The 19,877-nt window shown below is 43.8% G+C and carries 18 protein-coding genes; 13 read left to right on the top strand and 5 right to left on the bottom strand.

The genetic code is table 11. The annotated features are described in order from the left end of the window. Positions 1-419: 419 nt before the first annotated feature. The 5 genes from B5Y67_RS06535 to hcp all read left to right on the top strand — a co-directional run bounded on the left by B5Y67_RS06535 (position 420) and on the right by hcp (position 5,015). Positions 420-800, top strand: a complete 381-nt coding sequence (locus B5Y67_RS06535; RefSeq protein WP_170932614.1) for a GntR family transcriptional regulator — start codon at positions 420-422, stop codon at positions 798-800. 2 nt (positions 801-802) lie between these two features. After that, positions 803-1,699, top strand: a complete 897-nt coding sequence (locus tag B5Y67_RS06540) for an ABC transporter ATP-binding protein (protein ID WP_088225696.1) — start codon at positions 803-805, stop codon at positions 1,697-1,699. Continuing rightward, positions 1,683-2,414, top strand: coding sequence for a hypothetical protein (locus B5Y67_RS06545; RefSeq protein ID WP_088225697.1), 732 nt, complete (start codon positions 1,683-1,685; stop codon positions 2,412-2,414). Before B5Y67_RS06540 ends, B5Y67_RS06545 begins: the two co-directional genes overlap by 17 nt. Continuing rightward, entirely contained in the window at positions 2,411-3,127 is a 717-nt protein-coding gene (locus B5Y67_RS06550; RefSeq protein ID WP_088225698.1) for a hypothetical protein, read from the top strand. Before B5Y67_RS06545 ends, B5Y67_RS06550 begins: the two co-directional genes overlap by 4 nt. A gap of 244 nt (positions 3,128-3,371) precedes the next feature. Beyond that, positions 3,372-5,015, top strand: coding sequence for a hydroxylamine reductase (gene hcp / locus B5Y67_RS06555; RefSeq protein ID WP_088225699.1), 1,644 nt, complete (start codon positions 3,372-3,374; stop codon positions 5,013-5,015). Positions 5,016-5,145: 130 nt separating this feature from the next. Here hcp and B5Y67_RS06560 read toward each other — a convergent pair whose 3' ends face one another. Next, positions 5,146-5,652: a gamma carbonic anhydrase family protein gene (locus B5Y67_RS06560; RefSeq protein WP_088225700.1), complete on the bottom strand. Its 507-nt coding sequence runs from the start codon at positions 5,650-5,652 to the stop codon at positions 5,146-5,148. 238 nt (positions 5,653-5,890) lie between these two features. Here B5Y67_RS06560 and B5Y67_RS06565 point away from each other — a divergent pair, with 238 nt between their 5' ends. The 3 genes from B5Y67_RS06565 (at position 5,891) to B5Y67_RS06575 (ending at position 8,684) form a co-directional block, all read left to right on the top strand. Then, positions 5,891-6,547 (top strand): hypothetical protein, encoded by a 657-nt coding sequence (locus B5Y67_RS06565; RefSeq protein WP_088225701.1) that lies wholly within the window; start codon positions 5,891-5,893, stop codon positions 6,545-6,547. A gap of 255 nt (positions 6,548-6,802) precedes the next feature. Next, on the top strand, positions 6,803-8,080 hold the full coding sequence (locus tag B5Y67_RS06570; protein WP_088225702.1) for an HD-GYP domain-containing protein: 1,278 nt from the start codon (positions 6,803-6,805) through the stop codon (positions 8,078-8,080). A 43-nt stretch (positions 8,081-8,123) separates the two neighbouring features. After that, positions 8,124-8,684, top strand: coding sequence for a DUF5317 domain-containing protein (locus B5Y67_RS06575; protein WP_088225703.1), 561 nt, complete (start codon positions 8,124-8,126; stop codon positions 8,682-8,684). Positions 8,685-8,874: 190 nt separating this feature from the next. Here B5Y67_RS06575 and B5Y67_RS06580 read toward each other — a convergent pair whose 3' ends face one another. Beyond that, positions 8,875-9,645 carry a tRNA threonylcarbamoyladenosine dehydratase gene (locus tag B5Y67_RS06580; RefSeq protein ID WP_088225704.1) on the bottom strand — a complete coding sequence of 257 codons (771 nt, stop codon included), beginning with the start codon at positions 9,643-9,645 and terminating at the stop codon, positions 8,875-8,877. Between the two features lie 178 nt (positions 9,646-9,823). Here B5Y67_RS06580 and B5Y67_RS06585 point away from each other — a divergent pair, with 178 nt between their 5' ends. Next, the gene (locus tag B5Y67_RS06585) at positions 9,824-9,937 is read left to right on the top strand and encodes a zinc ribbon domain-containing protein (protein ID WP_088225705.1); all 114 of its coding nucleotides are present in this window, start codon (positions 9,824-9,826) and stop codon (positions 9,935-9,937) included. Between the two features lie 156 nt (positions 9,938-10,093). On the opposite strand, the gene B5Y67_RS06590 is transcribed toward B5Y67_RS06585, so the two are convergent. The 3 genes from B5Y67_RS06590 to nuoE are packed head-to-tail and all read right to left on the bottom strand — an operon-like array spanning position 10,094 to position 14,270. Then, entirely contained in the window at positions 10,094-11,836 is a 1,743-nt protein-coding gene (locus tag B5Y67_RS06590) for an NADH-dependent [FeFe] hydrogenase, group A6 (protein WP_088225706.1), read from the bottom strand. Between the two features lie 23 nt (positions 11,837-11,859). Next, positions 11,860-13,743 carry an NADH-quinone oxidoreductase subunit NuoF gene (locus B5Y67_RS06595; RefSeq protein ID WP_088225707.1) on the bottom strand — a complete coding sequence of 628 codons (1,884 nt, stop codon included), beginning with the start codon at positions 13,741-13,743 and terminating at the stop codon, positions 11,860-11,862. Continuing rightward, positions 13,740-14,270: an NADH-quinone oxidoreductase subunit NuoE gene (gene nuoE, locus B5Y67_RS06600; protein WP_088225708.1), complete on the bottom strand. Its 531-nt coding sequence runs from the start codon at positions 14,268-14,270 to the stop codon at positions 13,740-13,742. Before nuoE ends, B5Y67_RS06595 begins: the two co-directional genes overlap by 4 nt. Positions 14,271-14,595: 325 nt before the next feature. On the opposite strand from nuoE, the gene B5Y67_RS06605 reads away from it, so the two are divergent. The 4 genes from B5Y67_RS06605 (at position 14,596) to B5Y67_RS06620 (ending at position 18,982) form a co-directional block, all read left to right on the top strand. Beyond that, positions 14,596-15,054, top strand: a complete 459-nt coding sequence (locus B5Y67_RS06605) for a MarR family transcriptional regulator (RefSeq protein ID WP_088225709.1) — start codon at positions 14,596-14,598, stop codon at positions 15,052-15,054. Between the two features lie 92 nt (positions 15,055-15,146). Beyond that, positions 15,147-16,334, top strand: coding sequence for an MFS transporter (locus B5Y67_RS06610; RefSeq protein WP_088225713.1), 1,188 nt, complete (start codon positions 15,147-15,149; stop codon positions 16,332-16,334). Between the two features lie 72 nt (positions 16,335-16,406). After that, positions 16,407-17,678, top strand: a complete 1,272-nt coding sequence (locus B5Y67_RS06615; protein ID WP_088225710.1) for a DUF445 domain-containing protein — start codon at positions 16,407-16,409, stop codon at positions 17,676-17,678. Continuing rightward, the gene (locus tag B5Y67_RS06620) at positions 17,675-18,982 is read left to right on the top strand and encodes a DUF445 domain-containing protein (RefSeq protein WP_088225711.1); all 1,308 of its coding nucleotides are present in this window, start codon (positions 17,675-17,677) and stop codon (positions 18,980-18,982) included. The genes B5Y67_RS06615 and B5Y67_RS06620 overlap by 4 nt, the downstream gene beginning before the upstream one ends. Positions 18,983-19,877: the final 895 nt, after the last annotated feature.

Here is a 19,877-nt window from a genome sequence, read left to right on the forward strand (position 1 = left end):
TGATAAAGCTTGTTAAACAGTAAAATTCCAATGGAATTGTCTGAGTTAAGATGCAAGAACTCAAACTGGTGACCAAGTTTCCGCCGGGAAATAACTCCTATCAGGGTGCGAAACTTAAATAATAAGATTATTATCAATTTCATTTTTCTCACATCCTATATGGTTCTTACTGTATTCATCCAAGCGTAAGACTCCCACTTCTACAGGTGGGAGTGGTCCCGATGTCCAGCTTTAGCTGAACAAGTCCACTAGTAGATTTCTCCACGAATATGGCATATCCTTCCAAATTTATTCTTTATGGTTTTTCGACATTTAAGGAAACAATGTTTACATTGAAAAATAATGCAAAAGAATATATACTGCATTACATCAGTAACGCACTACATAGATCTGATATCTCTAATTTGGGAAGTGAGAATGTGATCCTGAATTCCGACAGTATGAAACCTATCTACATTCAAATATCCGAATGGCTGGAAACAGAAATTTTGCGGGCTAACCTTAAAGAGGGGGAACGTATTTACTCACAATACCAACTGGCAGAAATGTTTAACATTAATCCTGCTACTGCAGCCAAAGGGCTCAATATTCTCGTGGATGAAACTATTGCTTTTAAGAAGCGAGGCTTGGGTCTGTTTGTAGCACCGAATGCCAAACAGTTTATTCTTCAAAAGCGCAGAAGCCAGGTTTTAAAACAGATGATTAACGAACTTGTTCTTGAAGCGAAGCATCTGGATGTTAAAGAGACCGAATTAATGGATTTGATACACCAGGTTTTCAATGAGATTGAGGAGGATTAAGAATGACAGTTATTCAGGGGGAGAATCTTACCAAATCTTATGGCAAAATTTTAGCCTTAGATAATCTGACCTTCCAAATCGAAGAAAATAAACTCACCGGCCTAATCGGCAGAAATGGTGCGGGAAAAACAACGCTGCTGAAACTCATAGCCGGGTACTTGAAGCCCAGCCGGGGAGAGATCAACGTGTTTTCTCAGAATCCCTTTGACAGTCTTCAGGTCTCTGCCAATATCATCTTCATCGACAACCAGATGGTTTTTCCCGCTGCCTTTAGGCTCGATGATATCTTAACCGAAGTTGCTCACTTCTATCAAAATTGGAACGCAAAACTTGCTCACGGATTATTTGAGTACTTTTCCTTCAATCCTAAGCAGCGTCATAGCAGCTTATCTAAGGGCAATCAGAGTACATTCAACATGATTATCGGCCTTGCTGCCCGTTGCCCGCTGACAATTTTTGATGAACCGACAAGCGGGATGGATTCCGCTGTACGAAAAGACTTTTACCGGGCTTTGCTTAAGGACTACCTGGAATATCCTCGCACTATAATCCTTTCCAGTCACTTGTTGAGTGAAGTGGAGGATATTTTGGAAGATATTCTTCTTCTCAGGGGCGGGACTAAATGCCTTCACCAATCTGTCCTTGAGCTTAAAGAATATGCTCTTGGACTTAAGGGGCCAAAGCAAAAGGTTTTAGAGCGGCTGAAGGGGCAGGAACTTCTGCATACTGAGGAGTTCGCCCAGGGGAGTTTATATGCAGTAATAAAAAAACAAGGGTTAACCTCTCAAGAGTTCCTTAAACAGGCAGATCTTGAACTTCTGCCGGTATCACTGGAAGACCTGTGTATTTACTTAACAGACAATAGCAAAGGGGGGATTGACCATGTCTTTAAGCAATAATGTATTATCGGTCGCTTCTCGACAGTATGTCTACAAGTTAAAGGCTAATACTTCCGGGGTCTATTCTTTGATCTTTATCCAAGTCCTGGCTTTGTTGTTTTCCCTCAGCGGAATTCAAAGTATGTCCAGTGCTTCTGATACTTTGATAGTCAACGTTAAATATTATTCCGGAGATATAATGATTGCTTTTACATTTATTTGGATTTTTTTTATGGCCTTAAGATTGACGTCAATCAATTATAGAACTATGGATTTTACTCTTGTTACGAATCGTTTATCAAGTCATTTGTCCAACGTGGGTCTATTGCTGACGGCAATAGTTTTCGGTGGCATATCATCATCTTTAATGGGCTTTGTGCTTAAAATCATTATGTATTTCGCTTTTGATCGCTCTCAGATAGGGGTTAACGGTTTCTACCCGGTTGTTTCAAACATTTTGTTAGGGATTATTACGACAGGTCTCTATATGACCCTAATAGCTTCCATGGGCTATCTGTTAGGAATCTTAATTCAGATCCATGTGCTCTTTGTAGTACTTTACCCCTCGGCTCTCTTCGGACTGGCAAGAGTAAATCCGCAAGTTTTAAAGCTATCCTATGATTTCTTTGCCTCCGAAACGTCACCGTTAATATTCGCAATAAGAATTATTCTTTCGTCTCTGATATTGTTTTCCCTCAGTTGTTTGCTTTCCAATCGCATGGAGGTGAGGAAATGAGTATCATTGGTCTTCCCATAGCTGTTGTCATATTGGTTATTGTAATTATGCTGGCGTCGAAACTTGTAACTATAGTTGTGACCTTTATGAGCTGGCGAAAAAGTGCGATTATAGCAGGCGTTTATCTCCTTGGCCTGATCTTATCCGTTGTGATTGCAGCGGTATTGCCCAATAATGGTTTTGGATTGATGGAGAGAAGCCATACAGGGGGGAGCATACAAAAAGGAGATGTATGGGTTACTACCTACCCCTCCATTAGAACTCAGAAGGATTTTGAGAGCCAGCCCGGACTGTATTTGAACAGTCGGCAGACGTTTAAAATAGATCAAGGGACAGTAAAACTTGGTTTTGCCCCGAACCCGGGACACTTTCAAATTTACGTTGAGCAGAAAGAGACGGATGACGGCAAGATTGATGTTTTGACCTACAGTACTCCCTTTTATGTTGGAGATATTGACTATACGAAACTGCTTCAGCCGCCCAAAGTTACCTTTCAAGATGGATTATTAGTAATAGAACCTGTTCGACAAACGTTAACACTTAAATTATTCAAGACGAATTTTACTCTGAGCCAATTTGAAGGAAAAAATGCGGTGAACTTGCAAAATGGTTTAAGCTCTAGTTTTGGTTGGAGTGACGTTTTATTGAGAGTTCCCAAGAGTACGGAGATTGATAAAGGGCAAAACTACTTGCAATACCTCGATAAGGATTAACAGTGATTCAGATCAAGGTTCAGATAAGATTCGAGTAAGATTCAGAATTATGATTGAGAATGATATACTCATGGAGGTCGAATAACGATTGCGCTAAAATCTATTTAGGGCGTTATTGGGTGTGACTTTTATCACACCAAAAGACTTGTCTTGGTCACAGTGTTTTCCCCTAATTTGCTTTAAACTAACTATTGTCAGGTTGAGTTAAGACAAAACTTTAAATAAAATTTAGGGGGAAATGTGAATGAGTATGTTTTGCTTTCAATGTCAGGAAACAGCTAAAGGAACCGGCTGCACCATTAAAGGAGTTTGCGGGAAGACGGAAAATGTTGCTAATTTGCAAGATCTTCTCATCTATACCTTAAAAGGAATTTCTATCTTTGCCCTTCAAGCACGAGCTATGGGGATTGTCAGACCGGAGATTGATAAATTCATTATGGAAAGCCTCTTTACCACGATCACCAATGCTAACTTTGACAGAAGCCGTTTCGTTGCAAGAATTGAGGAAGGACTAAAACTTCGCGACGAACTCAAGCAAGCCATTATTAAAGCAGGCGGCACCATACCTGCAGACTTGCATGATGCTGCAACATGGACAGCTTCTGCCGGGGAATTTGATCAGAAGGCAGCTCTCGTGGGAATTTTAACGACAGAAAATGAGGACGTTCGTTCCTTGAGACAGTTAATCACCTACGGTTTAAAGGGAATGGCAGCCTATGCGGAACACGCTTATACCTTGGCTTATAAAGACGATGGAATTTTTGCCTTCATTGAAAAAGCTTTAGCAGCAACTTTGGATGATACCTTAGCAGCGGATGCTCTCGTTGCCTTGACCTTAGAAGCAGGAAAATACGGCGTTGAAGTTATGGCTCTTCTGGACAAGGCTAATACCACAACCTATGGCAATCCTGAACTGACTAAAGTGAATATCGGGGTCAGAAACAATCCTGCCATCCTGATCAGCGGACACGATCTGAAAGATCTCGAAGAATTACTGATTCAAACCCAAGGTACAGGTGTTGACGTTTATACTCACGGTGAAATGCTTCCGGCCCATTACTATCCGGCCTTTAAGAAATACGACAACTTCGTAGGTAACTATGGAAATGCCTGGTACAAACAAGATAAAGAATTCGATTCCTTTAATGGACCGATTTTACTAACGACGAACTGCCTGATTCCTCCCAAGGATTCCTACAAAGATCGTCTCTACACAACAGGAGCTGTAGGCTTTGAAGGGATTAAACACATCTCTGACCGTGGCAACGGCCAAACCAAAGATTTCTCCGCCCTTATTGAACACGCTAAGCAATGCCCGGCCCCCACTGAAATTGAAACCGGAGAAATTGTCGGAGGCTTCGCTCATAATCAGGTCCTGGCCCTTGCCGATAAAGTTGTTGAAGCAGTAAAATCAGGTGCAATTAAACGCTTCTTCGTCATGGCCGGCTGCGATGGCCGCATGAAGAGCCGCGACTATTACGCCAACTTCGCCGAGGCTTTGCCGAAAGACACGGTAATTCTGACCGCAGGCTGCGCAAAATATAAATATAATAAACTCAATTTGGGAGACATCGGCGGCATTCCCAGAGTTCTTGATGCCGGCCAATGCAACGATTCCTACTCTTTGGCAGTAATTGCTCTGAAACTCAAAGAAGTCTTTGGACTCGACGATGTGAACCAGCTTCCTATTTCCTACAACATCGCCTGGTATGAGCAAAAAGCAGTTATCGTTTTACTGGCCCTCCTTTATCTGGGTGTAAAAAACATTCACTTAGGCCCCACGCTCCCGGCGTTCTTATCCCCGAATGTTGCTAAAGTTCTCGTTGAAAACTTTGGTATTGCAGGTATCACTAATGTTGAGGATGATCTGAAGATCTTCTTAGGATAATTAAATGCTGAATATAAGAGTTGCAGCGAACTGGAGAACCAGCTTGCTGCAACTCTTTTTTTCTTTAGGAAGCTATTAGCTATTGCCATTGGAATGCATTTTTAGGGGCAGGACTCTGGCTCCTTAAGTGTTAACCACAGATTTTACTTGCGTCTCTCGCCTTACGAGCATAACGTTCCGCGGTCTCATAGATTGCTTGAACTTCCCCTTCAGTGAGTTCTCTTACCACCTTCGCGGGTACTCCCATTAGCATGACACGAGGCGGATAAGTTTTATTCTCAGGGACAATAGTACCGGCGGCGATGGTAGTTCCTTCATTGATTACAGCACCATCAAGCACAATCGCCCCCATTCCGATAAGACAACCTTTCCGAATGGTACAGCCGTGAAGAATTGCTGAATGTCCTACCGTAACATGGTCTTCAATAGTTACAGGCTGATTGCCTTTGACATGAATCATCACTAAGTCCTGGATGTTAGTGTAGTCCCCAATGTGAATTTTTGCCAGATCACCTCGAATAACCGCATTATACCATACGCTGGAATGTTCTCCGATTTTCACATCCCCCAGGACTTTACTGCCATCAGCAAGAAATACGTTGTCGGCAATCTGGGGTTCTTTGCTAGTTTCGCTCATAAGGTCGCTCCTTTAAAAGTGAATAGAACTTTCCTAAGTAACCTTACCATATCTAAAAGCCATAAGAAGGAAGTAAAACTATTGTATATTCTCCATAAAAACCTATTTTCCTTGCATAAATTCCATATGAAACTTTTGTCATAATTGCCAGTTACTTTGGAGGAAAAAGAATTCTCACGTCGAAAATAACCTTGGATAGAACTTTAAATTTTATTTTAAAGGATCGAGGAGTGTTTTCATGTCGGAAGTGACTTTTTCTAGCCAAGACTGGGAGCAGGCCATTATGCAAATTAAATCGGTGATCGCTGCTCGTATTAATTTGAATAATCAAGGAGAAATCGAAGAAGTCCATGTTCTGGCTAATTCAGGAAGGCCTCCTAAGCAGGTTGTCCGAGATGTCGAATCAGTGATGGCTGCACAGTTTGGTTTAGAGGTCGATCATAAAAAGATCAGTGTGGCGCAAGTCGGGGATGATGAGGAAAACAACGCACTTGCTGTTGTTGAGTCAACCCGGCCAAAATTGGTCGGTGTGACCCTCAGAACCGTCAATGGTATGGCTGAAGTTAAAGTTGAGCTATTGTCTGGAGATAAGCTGATTGAGGGAATCGCGGACGGACCATCTTCCGCCTACAACAAACTACGCCTCTTCGTCGATGCGACCCTTAAAGCACTTGCTTCCATTACATTAAAAGACTTTTTGTTTGTAACTGAAGATGTAGGTATTATGCGGCTGGCTAAACAAGAGGTCGCTTTAGTTTCTATAACCTTGATAGCCTCCACAGGAGAGCAGTCTTTGACCGGATGTGCTTTGGTTCGGAGTGATGACCGAGAAGCAGTGGTCAAGGCGACTCTTGATGCAGTCAACAGAAAGCTGAAATTTCTCATAAACGATTAAACTTGCTAATTTTGGCCGACTTATTAATAATTAGATTTTGAATTCTGTTTAATTCCCTTGAGCGAAGCGGAAAAAACAGCGGAACGGATAAAGAGCGGAGCGGTTAAACTATACCTTTGAAAAAAATCAAGGAGGTTTACCGCAATGAGCAAATTGTTTAAAGTAATCACTGTTCTTGTAACACTCGTTCTTGCCGGCGGCGCTAGCTATAGAATTTAATTGTTAATTTGGTCGGCCATTAAAATGAGGTTATAAATGAAGGATTTGCCTAATAACTTTTCAAAGTTCTTTTACTTCATTACTATAGTGGCATCGATGATTTGCTTAGGGTCAATCCTCAAGATGGATTGGTCACTTCGAGCATTTCTTAGTGTACTTATATTTGGACTTTTGGCTTCTGCGAGCGAATCTCTGCCAGTTTCCCTGCCCAGAGGTGGCTATGTAACTGTAAGCTTTGCAGTGTTTCTATGCGTGGTAATTTTATTTCCACTGGGGATTTCCTCCTCTGTAGTAGCTATAGGGGGATTGTTTGTTTTTGGGAAAGAAGTAAGAGGCCAACCTCTTTATAAAAGAATATTTAATGCTTCTCAATTTGTTGTTTCAATTGGATTAACCAGCATACTAATTGAATTTGTAGGCACTAGAGGTACGTTTACGCCTCGGCTAATTCTTATTTATTTAGGTGCAGCGGTAGTGTATATGTTCACAAATATGACGATAGTTTCAATTGCCCTTGGTGAATTGCAAAATAAATCCCCGTGGAAGATTTGGTTGAATAATATTAGATGGTCTATACCAAATTTTATAGCTTTAGCACCTTTGGGCTTACTTATGGCCCTAATTTATAAAAATTACGGACCTTTCGGATTACTTTTGCTTTTCATACCACTATTAGTATCCCGACATTCTTTCCAACTTTATATAGATATGCGTGAGAATTACCTTAATACAGTTGAGGCATTAGTACAAGCACTTGAAGCTAAAGATACCTATACCAGCGGACATTCCGAAAGAGTTGGGAAATATGCCGTTGCTATTGCCGAAGGAATTAATATGTCTGAAGATAAAATGGAATTTCTTAAATATGCTGCTGTATTGCATGATGTGGGTAAAATCGGAGTAAGTGAGAATATTCTTAATAAGAAAGAAAGACTGTTGGATTCGGAGTGGGAATCCATTCGCAGTCATCCGGTCATTGGTGAAACCATTATCAAAAGCATAAAATTTATGTTCGATATCGGACAAGTAGTTCGCCATCATCATGAGCGTTATGATGGAAAAGGCTATCCCGATGGGATTCAAGGAGAAGATATTCCCCTGGAGTCCCGAATTATTGCTGTAGCCGATACTTATGATGCTATTACGTCAGATCGGAGTTACCGCAAAGGTAAGACTCATGAGGAAGCCATTGAAGAGCTGAAGAAAGTTGCCGGATCACAATTAGACCCTAAATTGGTCGAGGTTTTTTGTAAAGCCGTCACAACGGAATCAGCATCCCAGATAATGAATGCCGGGAAGGTTCAGATAGCTTAGTCCTACTGAGCACATTTGAATTTGACGGAAGTTGAGGTAAAGAATGCTTATTGAAACCTTGATTTTATCACTGATTATAAGTCTATTATGCGGAGGAAAACTAAGTCGTTTGGGTGAGCTGGCCTTGCGGGAGTTTTGGCTTGTCCCAATGGCTTTTTTATTGCAAGGCGTCGTTTATTGGGCGAGCCTGCGCCATATCGGCCTGGTTCCTGGTTGGCTAAGCGCGTTTCTTGATACCGGATCATATCTTTTGCTGCTGATCTTTACTTTACGGAATCGTTCCCTAAATGGAATATGGTTAATTGCCGGGGGAGTTTTCCTCAATACATTGGTAATAGCTTTAAACGGGGGGGCTATGCCCGTCGATCCCCTTTTTTTGCCGGAAGCCAGTCGAAAGGCCTTGTTGGCCGGACAGGGTACGCATGGATTAATGACTGCAGCAACTCATTTAAAAGTTTTGGCGGATCGGTTCTATTTGGCTGTTCCTGGGCTTCAGAAACAAGTGTTTAGTATTGGAGACTGCCTTATTGATATAGGATGCTTTACGTTGGTTTTCAGGACGACAAGGAGATTGGCCAACAAGCAAGAACAACAAACTACTTAATTTGTTAATCTCTACTCATTTCTTTAAAGATCACAAAATCACTATTTGGGGATCTTTAAAGAAATGAACTTTAAGAAAGCGGGGACTGAGTTTGACAACTTAGTCCCCGCTTTCATGTTTATGTAGATTCTTTGGGAAAGTTCCACTTGGGTAATGTTTTCAGGTTATGCATAATAAATAGTATCCTATATTATCTCATTAATAAATCCCGGACAACCTCTCCCGCTATGAGCAATCCTACTACCGATGGCACAAAGGAGATGCTTCCTGGAGTTTGACGCTTTTGCATCGTGATGGTTCCTTCGCTTTCAGAATTAATTGTCGTTGAATTGTCGGACGAAGGAGCGACCGGAGTGAATGAAGAAAGAGGGGCGATCGGAAGTTCAGAACTGGAAACGACCTTCACGCCACGAGTGATCCCTTCTTGACGCAGCAATTTGCGCATGGTTTTCGCCAGGGGGTCACCACTGGTCTTAGAGATATCACTGACTCGGTAATTTTCGGCAGTAAGCCTGTTACCGGCCCCCATACTTGAGATTAACGGTATTTCCCGTGCCAGACATTCTTTGACTAAAATGACTTTGCTGGAAACTGTATCGATGGCATCCACCACATAGTCCGGTTTTTTTTGCAGGAAATTATCAACATTATCTGCTGAAATAAATTCTTTGAAGGTTTCAACTTGAGCCTCCGGATTTATCTCTTTGATTCGGCGTTTCATAACGTCTACCTTCGCTTCACCAATCGTTGAGTGAAGAGCATGGATTTGACGGTTGAGATTTGAAATACTAATTTCATCAAAATCAACCATGATTAAATGGCCAACTGAGGCGCGCGCCAGTGCTTCGACGGTATAGGAACCGACTCCGCCTATTCCGAAAATGAGGACCGTACTCAGGCGAAGTTTTTCTAAGCCCTCACTGCCAATTAATAGTTCAGTTCTCGAAAATTTGTGTTCCATTGTGTCCCCCGTGTAGAGAATTATTTACTGTTATTGTAGCATAACCATCTCCAAATGAGCTAACCTTTGAGGTAACAGTGATTCTTAATCTATTCTTTGCCATAAGTAATTGACATCATCTGCGACCTTAAGGAAAACACCTACAGGCAAATACTATTTGCGGAACAATTAAGCAGAATTGACAATTGACGATAGAGTTTGGATTTGCACATGTGGCAAAGAGCTGGATCGCGACATAAATGCAGCTATTAATATCAAACATGAAGGCTGTCGCCTGTGGGGCATAGCCTAATCAATAACTTAGAACCGTTGGGCAAACGGGGATAGCCTGGTAATAATACTAGCGTTAGCGTAGGTGGCGGGAGTATGTCACCTATTAGCTGATAGCGCTATTACGGATAGAAAATTCTCTTGGGGGGTTACAATAGAAGTGAAATAGAGGAACCTACTAAATCTTAGGACGTTGAGTGAAGCTGGTATGCAGAAGTTCATGAGCCCTTTCGCCGTAAGGCTCGCCGATGTAGTTTTTGTACAGTTCTATAACGGCAGGATTTTCGTGAGATTTACGGCGGGGTTTGGAACGATCTTCTTCGTAGATGGCGGCAGCCCGAGCTTTAAGGATTTCCACATTGCCATGATGATAAGGCTGTCCTCCGCCGCCGATGCATCCGCCTGGACAGGCCATAATCTCGATGGCATCATACTGGGCTTCACCGGATTGTATCTTTTCCAGAATTGTGCGCGCATTGCCCAGACCATGGGTTACTGCTATTTTAAAATCCCGCCCTTCGATAGGGACAACGGCTTCTTTAATGCCATCCATGCCGCGAAGATTCTCGAACTCGACATGTTCCAGAGGTTTTCCTGTCAGCCATTCGTAAGCGGTTCTTAAGGCGGCCTCGATAACCCCTCCCGTCGTGCCGAAAACAACGGCAGCTCCCGTTGACTCGCCTAAGGGATGGTCAAACTCTTCATCGTTAAGCCGTTCAAAGTGAATCCCGGCTTCCCGAATCATACGGCATAACTCACGGGTGGTAATGACAATGTCCACATCCGGTGTGACAGGATCTTGACCGAGTTCCGGCCGGGCAGCCTCGTATTTCTTAGCGACGCAAGGCATGACTGATACAACGGTTATTTTTTGAGGATCAATGCCGTAGGTATCCGCATAATAACTTTTGGCTAAGACCCCTAACATTTCGTGAGGGGATTTGCAGGTCGAGGGGATATCCAGGAGATCAGGGAATTGATGTTCAAAGAATTTAACCCAGGCGGGGCAGCAACTTGTCAGAATCGGCAGCCGTCCTCCATGTTTCAAACGGTGCATAAATTCTGTTGCCTCTTCCATAATCGTGACGTCTGCCCCAAACTCAGTATCAAAGACACGGTCAAAGCCGAGACGGCGGAGAGCTGCCACCATTTTGCCTGTGACAATAGTCCCCGGTTCCAGACCAAAACCTTCACCCAGCGCAACCCTCACTGCTGGGGCTGTTTCCACAATAACATAGCGTGTCGGGTCGTTAAGAGCTTTCCAGACCTTATCGACTTGATCCAATTCCATTAACGCTCCTGTTGGACAGACAGCAATGCATTGACCGCAGAAGGTGCATGAGGTTTCATGCTGGGGTAAATCAAAAGCAGTTTTTACAACGGTCTCAAAACCACGCCCGACGGCGGAATAAACACCGACAGTTTGCACATCATTACACATCGTTTCACAGCGCCGGCAGCGAATGCATTTGTTAGGATCACGAATAATAGCCAGACTTGATTTGTCGATTTCAAACTCAGTTTCTTCACCCTCGTAGGAAATATTGCGCACTCCAAGATCGGCCGCGAGAGCCTGGAGGTCACAATCCAAATTCTTAGCGCAGGTTAAACATGATTTCGGATGGTCGGAGAGCAAGAGCTCCACCATGGTTCGTCTGGCCTGGATAGCTCGGGGAGTATCTGTTTTGACGACCATATTGTGAGATACCGGAGTTGAGCAAGCGGGGGCCAACGTCCGACGGCCTTCTACTTCGACCAGGCAGACACGACAAGAAGCGATGTGATTATTGAGCCTCATCTCGTGTAAGTTCAGATAACACAAGGTTGGGATATCGATATTAACGGTTCTCGCAGCATCTAGAATAGACATTCCTTCCGGGACAGTAAGGGGTATGTCGTTAATCGTTAATTTTACATCCATAGAGAATCCTCCTTCTGGGGCCCTTAGTGGTGAATAATGGCGTCAAAACGGCATTTTTCCAAACAGGCCCCGCATTTTAGGCAGCGTTCCTGGTCAATGCTGTGTGGTTCTTTGGGTGAGCCTGTAATGCAGCCTGCAGGACAATTCTGGGCACAAAGAGTACAGCCTTTGCATTTATCGGTAATATCGTATCTGAGCAAGCTTTTGCAAACGCCCGCCGGGCATGTCTTATCAACGATATGAGCGAGGTATTCGTCCCGAAAATATTCAATCGTGGATAAGATGGGGTTGGGGGCGCTTTGGCCCAGGCCGCAAAGCGAAGAATCTTTAATGGTCTTGCCTAATTTCTCAAGCTGATCTAAATCATCGAGGGTTCCTTTGCCTTCGGTGATCTTCGTAAGAATTTCGTGGAGACGTTTCGTCCCCACTCGACAGGCTGTACAGCGGCCACAAGATTCGTCGACGGTAAATTCCAAATAGAACTTGGCGATGTTTACCATGCAATCGCTTTCATCCATAACAATCAGACCGCCCGATCCCATCATGGAACCAATGGCGATCAAGGATTCATAATCAATCGGAGTGTCCAGAAATTTTGTGGGGATGCATCCACCAGAAGGGCCTCCCGTTTGCGCGGCTTTGAAGGTCTTATGATGCTTAATTCCCCCGCCGATATCAAAAATAATTTGCCGCAGTGTCGTTCCCATAGGAACCTCCACCAGTCCTACATTGTTGACTTTTCCTGCCAAAGCAAAGACCTTGGTTCCTTTGCTTTTTTCTGTACCAATTCCTGCGAACCAATCCCCTCCCTTTAAAATAATCGGGGGAATGTTGGCCAGGGTTTCTACATTATTGACACAGGTTGGTTTACCCCAAAGTCCTTGCTGAGCGGGAAAGGGCGGTTTAACTGAAGGTTCGCCGCGGGTTCCCTCGATAGAATGAATGAGTGCAGTTTCCTCTCCGCAGACAAAGGCACCTGCCCCATATTTAATTTCAATGTCAAAACAAAAATCGCTGCCTAAAATGTTTTTGCCAAGTAAGCCATACTGCTTGGCCTGTTTGATGGCAATTTCCAGGCGATGAATGGCCAGGGGATATTCAGCTCGGATGTAGATAAAGCCGTGAGAGGCACTAATGGTATGTCCGGCTATCAACATGGCCTCTAAAACGCTGTGAGGATCTCCTTCCAAAATTGAGCGGTCCATAAAAGCTCCCGGATCACCTTCGTCAGCATTGCAAATAATATAACGATTATTCGCCTCATTGTTACGAGTCAGTTCCCACTTTAAACCGGTTGGAAATCCTCCGCCGCCGCGGCCGCGAAGACCGCTTTGCTTAATAACATCAATGACTGATTCCGGTGTCATGGCAAATAAAACCTTGGCTAAGGCCTGATATCCATCGACAGCAATATATTCCAGGATATCCTCAGGTGAAATCAAGCTGCAGTTGCGCAAGGCAATGCGCATTTGGCTGTGATAAAAGGGAAGGTCTGAAGCGATGCGTTCTTCAGTATTTGGATCTTGATAGAGAAGGCGTTCGAGGGGTTTCCCCTGAACGAAGTGTTCTTCAACAAGTTCAGGCACATCTTTGGGAGAAACTTCAAGGTAAAGAACGTTATCGGGGTGAACTTCAAGAATGGGGCCTTTTTCGCAGAAGCCAAAACAGCCCGTTTGCAGAACATTAATTTGTTCTGCAAGGCCGCGCCGTTGAAGCTCCGCTTTAAGCTCCTCGACAATCTGAGGGCTATTCGAGGCGTGACAGCCTGTTCCGCCGCAGACCATAACTTGTCTCGGCTTTCCTTGAGCCTCAGAGACAGAAACCGGTTGGACAGACCGTCGATTCTGAAGGAGAACCTGGTGTTGGGATTTTAGGTTGTTAAGATCGTCTCTGGTTTTTAGTTTCATGATGGTGTTCCTTCCTTCAACGCAGGTTCTCGGTCTCCAGCTAACGATTCACGGTATTCATCTAAAATCTGTTTGATATCTTCCGGATGGGTAAGGCGGCCGTAGACTTTGCCATCGACCATCATAACAGGGGCAAGGCCGCAGGCCCCGATACAACGCAGGGAATCAAGGGAGAAAAGCTCATCCTCCGTCGTTTGGCCGGTTTTAATTCCAAGCTGTTTTTCAATTTCTTGCTGCAATTTCTCAGCACCTCGCACAAAGCAGGCAGTCCCCATACAAACATTGACAACATGTTTTCCCCGGGGTTTCATTGTAAAAAAAGAGTAGAAGCTTACAACCCCGTAAACTTTGGCTGAGGGAATATCAAGTCTCGCTGCGATATGCCGCTGAACTTTATCCGGTAAGTAGCCAAAAAGCTGCTGGGCATGATGCAGAATGGCAATTAAGTTTTCTTTTTTATAAGGAAGGCCGTCAATGTAGCGGTCCAGCTGTTGATAAGGATTATATGGGGAAGGGTTGTCACACATTGGGAAACCTCCTTCTATTAGTACATAAAATTAGCATACCCATTGATAAAAAAATTACGTATTAGAAATCAAAATTTCTCAGCCCAAGTGTGTTAAAGGGACGGTCATATCAACACTCTTTCAAACTGTCAGTGGTGAGAAATGAGTTGAAATGGTTTTAGACCTCGTGAGAAAAGAAGTCTATCACCTCTTAGATGGGGGATGAATTGCCGTCTTTCGAAGAGTGTGTCAAAAGGACCGTCCCCCTGACACACATTGACCTGAACTATTTAGAAAGCTTATAATAAGCTTGGATCAATACTCTCTCGGGGTAAGGAGTGAGACTATGGTTCAGGATCAGAATTTAAAACTTATAGAAGAAACAGAGCTTTTGTTCAGAAGAGTCTGGAAAAAGTACCAGAATTTCTTGATGTTTACTTCAAGTGAGTTATCCATGCAGCAAATGATGTTCCTTAAATTATTGGAACAGAAAGGTACCTGTACTCCCTCAGATATTGCTCAGAAGTTCGAAATTACTTTGGGTGCTGTAACGAGTTTTGTGGATCGCTTGCATAAGTTAGGTCTGGTTAAGCGGACTCGCAGTGAGGAAGACCGCAGAGTTGTTCTCATTCAACTTTCTCCCCAGGGAGAAGAGGCACTCTTAACTTTTGCGAGGGAACGAAAGAAAAAACTTAGTTGTTTAATGCAGAGGCTCGATCCTTCGCATCTAAACAAATTAAATACGGCTTTGGAGCAATTGAATTCCGTTTTGGCTGAATTGGAAGCCAACCCTTTTACTGAATAGGTGTTAATGAGGGAATGGCTCTGTTGAATTTTTTAAAAATTGCAGATTTGGGGATAGCTAAGACGATGAAAAGGAAGAAGCAGGAGTTTTTTATGAGCAAAAAAAATATTGGGCCTATGGCAATATTGTTTATTATTCAATTCTTAGTCATGGTGGGGTTTGGAATCGTCGTTCCGATCCTTCCCTTTTTAGTCAGCAAACTTGGCGGAGGTGCCTTTGCCTTAGGGGTTTTCATGTCCGCATATTCAATTATGCAGTTCTTTTTTGCGCCGGTCTGGGGCAAGCTTTCGGATCGAATCGGAAGGCGTCCCGTTATCCTCATAGGACTTCTTGGCTATGGCGTGACCTTTTTAATGTTTGGCATGGTCAATAATCTTTATCTCTTAATCGTCCTCAGGGCTTTGGCGGGAATTGTTTCCTCGGCTACATTGCCCACAGCTATGGCGTACTTAGCGGATATTACCGAAGGAGCAGATCGTGCCAAGGGAATGGGGATGATCGGTGCGGCCATGGGGATGGGAATGATTTTTGGGCCTGCTTTGGGAGGGTTCCTGGGAGAATATAGCTTCTCCCTTCCCTTTTTCGTGGCAGGGGGATTGGCGTTATTACTCCTTCCCTTTACCTGGTTTTTCTTGCCGGAATCGCTTAAGGAAATGAATAAAAGCTCAGGCCGAAAGAGAGCCAGACTTACTCCTCAAGTTCTCAAAGACCCCTTATTTTTTCTCTTCGCTTTTAATTTCACCCTGAATTTTACGATGTCCATGTTCGAGAGTACCTTTGCTTTATTAGCCGCAGCAAAAGTAGGTTTTGGCCCTACGGATATGGGGATAACCTTTGCTATTATGGGAATCTTTGCTGTGATTGTTCAGGGAGGACTTATCGGGAAATTAGTCAAAACGTTTGGGGATGCTAAACTCGTCAACACAGGAGCGCTCTTATGTGCTGTCGGCTTGTCCTTGATTATTGCCTCGGCGGATTATAAAAGTATAGTTTTTCTGGTTGCCTCGACGGTTATCTTTATGGTAGGCAATTCTTTAATGGTTCCCACTAGTTCAAGTCTTGTCTCCAAACAAAGCAATCGGGGACAAGGAGCATCTCTTGGTCTCTTTCAATCCTTTGCCAGTCTTGGGAGAATCCTCGGGCCTGTGACGGGGGGAGCTCTTTTTGCCTTGTACATTGGTCTGCCGTATATGACGGGGGCGGCCATTTTAGTGCTTGTTGTAATACTGGCGGGACGTAAAATCAGCATTAACGTTTCTGAGCCTCTGGTACAAGATTAAAAAATAGAATAAACTAGGGAAGAAGTTTGTATCTTCAGCCAAAGATTTAACGAGTTTAATGTAGGTGGTTTTATGGTCAAGAAAATAAATAATACCCAAAGCGCTAATCTCACCCTAGGGGGAATTACCTTAGGGTTTTTGTTGAGTTATCCTTTTCATGCCACAAGCTTTTTGGGCGGACTTATCTCCAGCGGGTGCAGTGCGGGAATGATAGGAGGACTTGCCGATTGGTTTGCAGTGACTGCTTTATTTCGACGGCCTTTGGGAATTAGGCATAGCAAACTGCTGCGTACAGAAATTATCCCCAGGAATCGTGAACGGATATTCAACGCTCTGGCAGATATGGTTCAGCATGAATTACTGACGAAAGATGTCCTGAAACAAAAACTAGGGATGTGGGATTTTTCAGGGGACTTGCTTAAGGTCTTTCAACAGGATCAGGTTAAGGAATCTGCAAAACAACTGCTGGTTGACTTGACCGAGGAAATTAGTCACTCTTTGGACACGAACAGTTTATCCCGATCTCTGCAAGGATTACTGCAGGAGAATCTGAACAGCCAAGAGAACATAAGTAGGTTGGAGCTTTCTGCAACCGTAATTGCCGTTCTTGAATTTTCTCTTGAGCGCGGTCAAATTGATCTTTTATTGCAGGCTGTTTGTAAGGCAATGAAAGAACTGCTGCTTAAACTCACGGTCAATAGAGCACTAACAAATATGATAGAGGCGGCCTTAATAAGATATGGAGCCAATAATCCGACGCGCAAACTCGTTGGCAAGTTTTTGCCCTCACCGGCAATTCTTGCCCAAGGTATTATAGATAAAGGGAAGACCGCTTTGCAGGACGGAACGGTTGAGCGGTGGCTGAAGGAATTGGTTCAGAAGGGCATTATAAACCTGAAGACGAACCCGGAAATGCAGGACAAGGTCAATCAACGTTGTGCTAAAGCGTTAACCGCCCTTACATACACCGACAGTAATATACCTGAAGAGGCCGAGACGACCAGGGAAATGAGTTCTGATTTAGTGCCTAAAGTTATAGAACGCGGCTTGAAGAAGCTGCAGGATGACTGGGATCAAAATCTGGAAGCAATAAAGCATAAACCGGAGTTAAGGAAGGCCTTTAATCAAGAAATCCGAAGTTTCCTGGAAAAACAAATTGAAGATCATCATGATGTTATCGGACGAACGGTCCGCGAAGGCCTTTATCCCTTAACAAATGATAAGCTGGTTGCACTCATCGAAGAGAAGGCGGGCAATGATTTGCAGATGATACGGATTAACGGATCTCTTGTGGGCGGCCTGGTTGGGATGTTGATTTATGTACTGGGGATGGTGTTCCGATGAATTATCATAAGAAAGCCAACATCACACTTGCCCTTGTCTTTATAGGTTTTCTAGGGTCTGTTTTCTTAAAATACATCTACCCTGCTAGCGTTGGTTTGCAGCTTCTTAATTTCGTTCTTGAGGCAGCTTTGGTGGGTGGTATTGCCGATTGGTTTGCGGTCACTGCCATTTTTAAAAAACCGCTGGGCTGGGGGTATCATACAGAGCTCATCCCGCGCAACCGCGTGAAACTCATTGAAGCTGTAGCGGGGATGGTCCAAACAGAACTCTTGCACATGGATATAATTCGGCGGAAAATCTCCGAAATTGCTTACCTCGACGCACTTATCCAGTTTGTAGAAAGGCAGGGAGGGGCAGCCTATTTAACGGACAAAGCCGCTTTTTTCCTGCGGCACACGGCGAAAAAACAGGACCCCGCCGTCCTGGCAGAAAAATTAACCGGGTTTCTCCAGCAGAAAGCACAGACTTGGCCATTGGCTCCGCAGGTTGAGAAGGTAAGCCGCTGGGCGTTAGCTAAAGGCTATATAGATCAAGGCCTGGACCATTTCGCGGAACTGCTTTGGGAAAAGGCCTCAGAAGGAGAGACCCGCCTGCTCATTCTTAATTATTTGGAGGCCATTAAAGCTGAGAAACTAGGCAATGGCGGGTCAATTTTTCGGACTCTATTAGGTTTTGTGGAAATGTCTGACGGATTAAATATGGAAGAAGCAGCAGATGCCCTGCATATCGAACTTCTGCTTACCCTGCGCAAGTTTAATGACCCAGCAGATCCCCTGCGCAGAGCCCTAAGGGAAAGCCTCGTCAAGAATCTGGAATCCTTAACAGCAGACACAGACTTCCGAGCACAAGTTGAATCCTGGAAAAACGGCCTTTTGCAAGAAGAATTTTTCCAGGAACTCCTTACCAAAATCCTGAGCATTTTCCTGGAAACGGCTTCCTCCGCTGCCCCGGAAGTCCTAAACAACGTAATCGCTCCCTATATCCAACAAGGCTGGAACGACTTTCAGAACAATAAACACCTCCAAGACCAGCTTAATTCCTTAGTCATCGATATCTTGTGCCAGGTTATCCAAAATGAACATCACGAAATTGGCATGATCGTCAGAGAAACTCTCACAAGTTACTCAAATGAAGATTTGAATCAATTTGTCGAAGAAAAAGCAGGAAACGATCTCCAATGGATCCGTATCAATGGTTCAATGATCGGCAGCGTTGTGGGTATGTTTTTGTTTCTGTTCTTAAATTACATCTATGATCCTTATATTGGACCCTTTATTGTGCATGTAGCTCAGCTCATCCATTAAAGGCCCTGTATAATGCTTCGTTTTTGATCTTTTCGGAATATGGATTCGCAGTCAATTATTCGCAAGGGGCCGTTGCATGATGAATATCTATTCGCTTTTATAAATAGAATTCTGCATATGTGGAGGGTTTAAACCACTATTTATGCAGGATTTTGTTTAATAAAATGGGATTATGCATTTTGCATCAGTCCCTTGTTTGGATTGTAAAGGAAAGTGGACGCTGATCTTCGACCTGCTCAGGTTGGTTTTTCAATACCCCCTCCTTTGCCACTCTGATAAATAGACCTCAGAGGAAGGGAGCTTCGCCCACATAAGGGAACTCATTGCATGGAGAGGCGGTAAGGCCCACAAAGGTTGCGTGGGGAGCGGAGCCAGTGGTTCACATCAGGTATTACCCTGTGGTTCTGGCACGAAAGTGTCCAGTGGACATTTTCGCTCGAAGCGGCTAACTCCAAAGAATACTTATCCGCTGAAGATTGCTCCCGCGCAACCGAGTGGGCGAGCCTTGGAATGCTGAGTGAGCGGTGTGGGCGAAGATCCCCGACCCGAGGATTCCCCATATAATGCTCCATCAAGGGAATTGCTATCTGGAACCATCAGGTATACAAAATTCATACGCAATAGGGGATTGCCAAAAACCCATTTAACGTGCTAGAATACCAACCATAAGGTGTGCACAGCCGGACCCAATGGAAACTGAAGCAAAGCAATGGCGCTTTGAGTTAACTCTTTAATTGGAGTGAACTCAAAGCGCCATTTTATTTTTTAACGAGGAGCATTCCTGTAAGTAACAAAAAATGACCTTTGAAAAAAAGACGACCTCACGTTAATCTTTGAAAGGACGGACTGTTGGCCAACAGAATCCAATCAAAAATAACGGAGGTCATCCAGGTGA

It is taken from the genome of Desulfosporosinus sp. FKB, from assembly GCF_002196705.1.
Classification (GTDB): Bacteria; Bacillota; Desulfitobacteriia; order Desulfitobacteriales; family Desulfitobacteriaceae; genus Desulfosporosinus.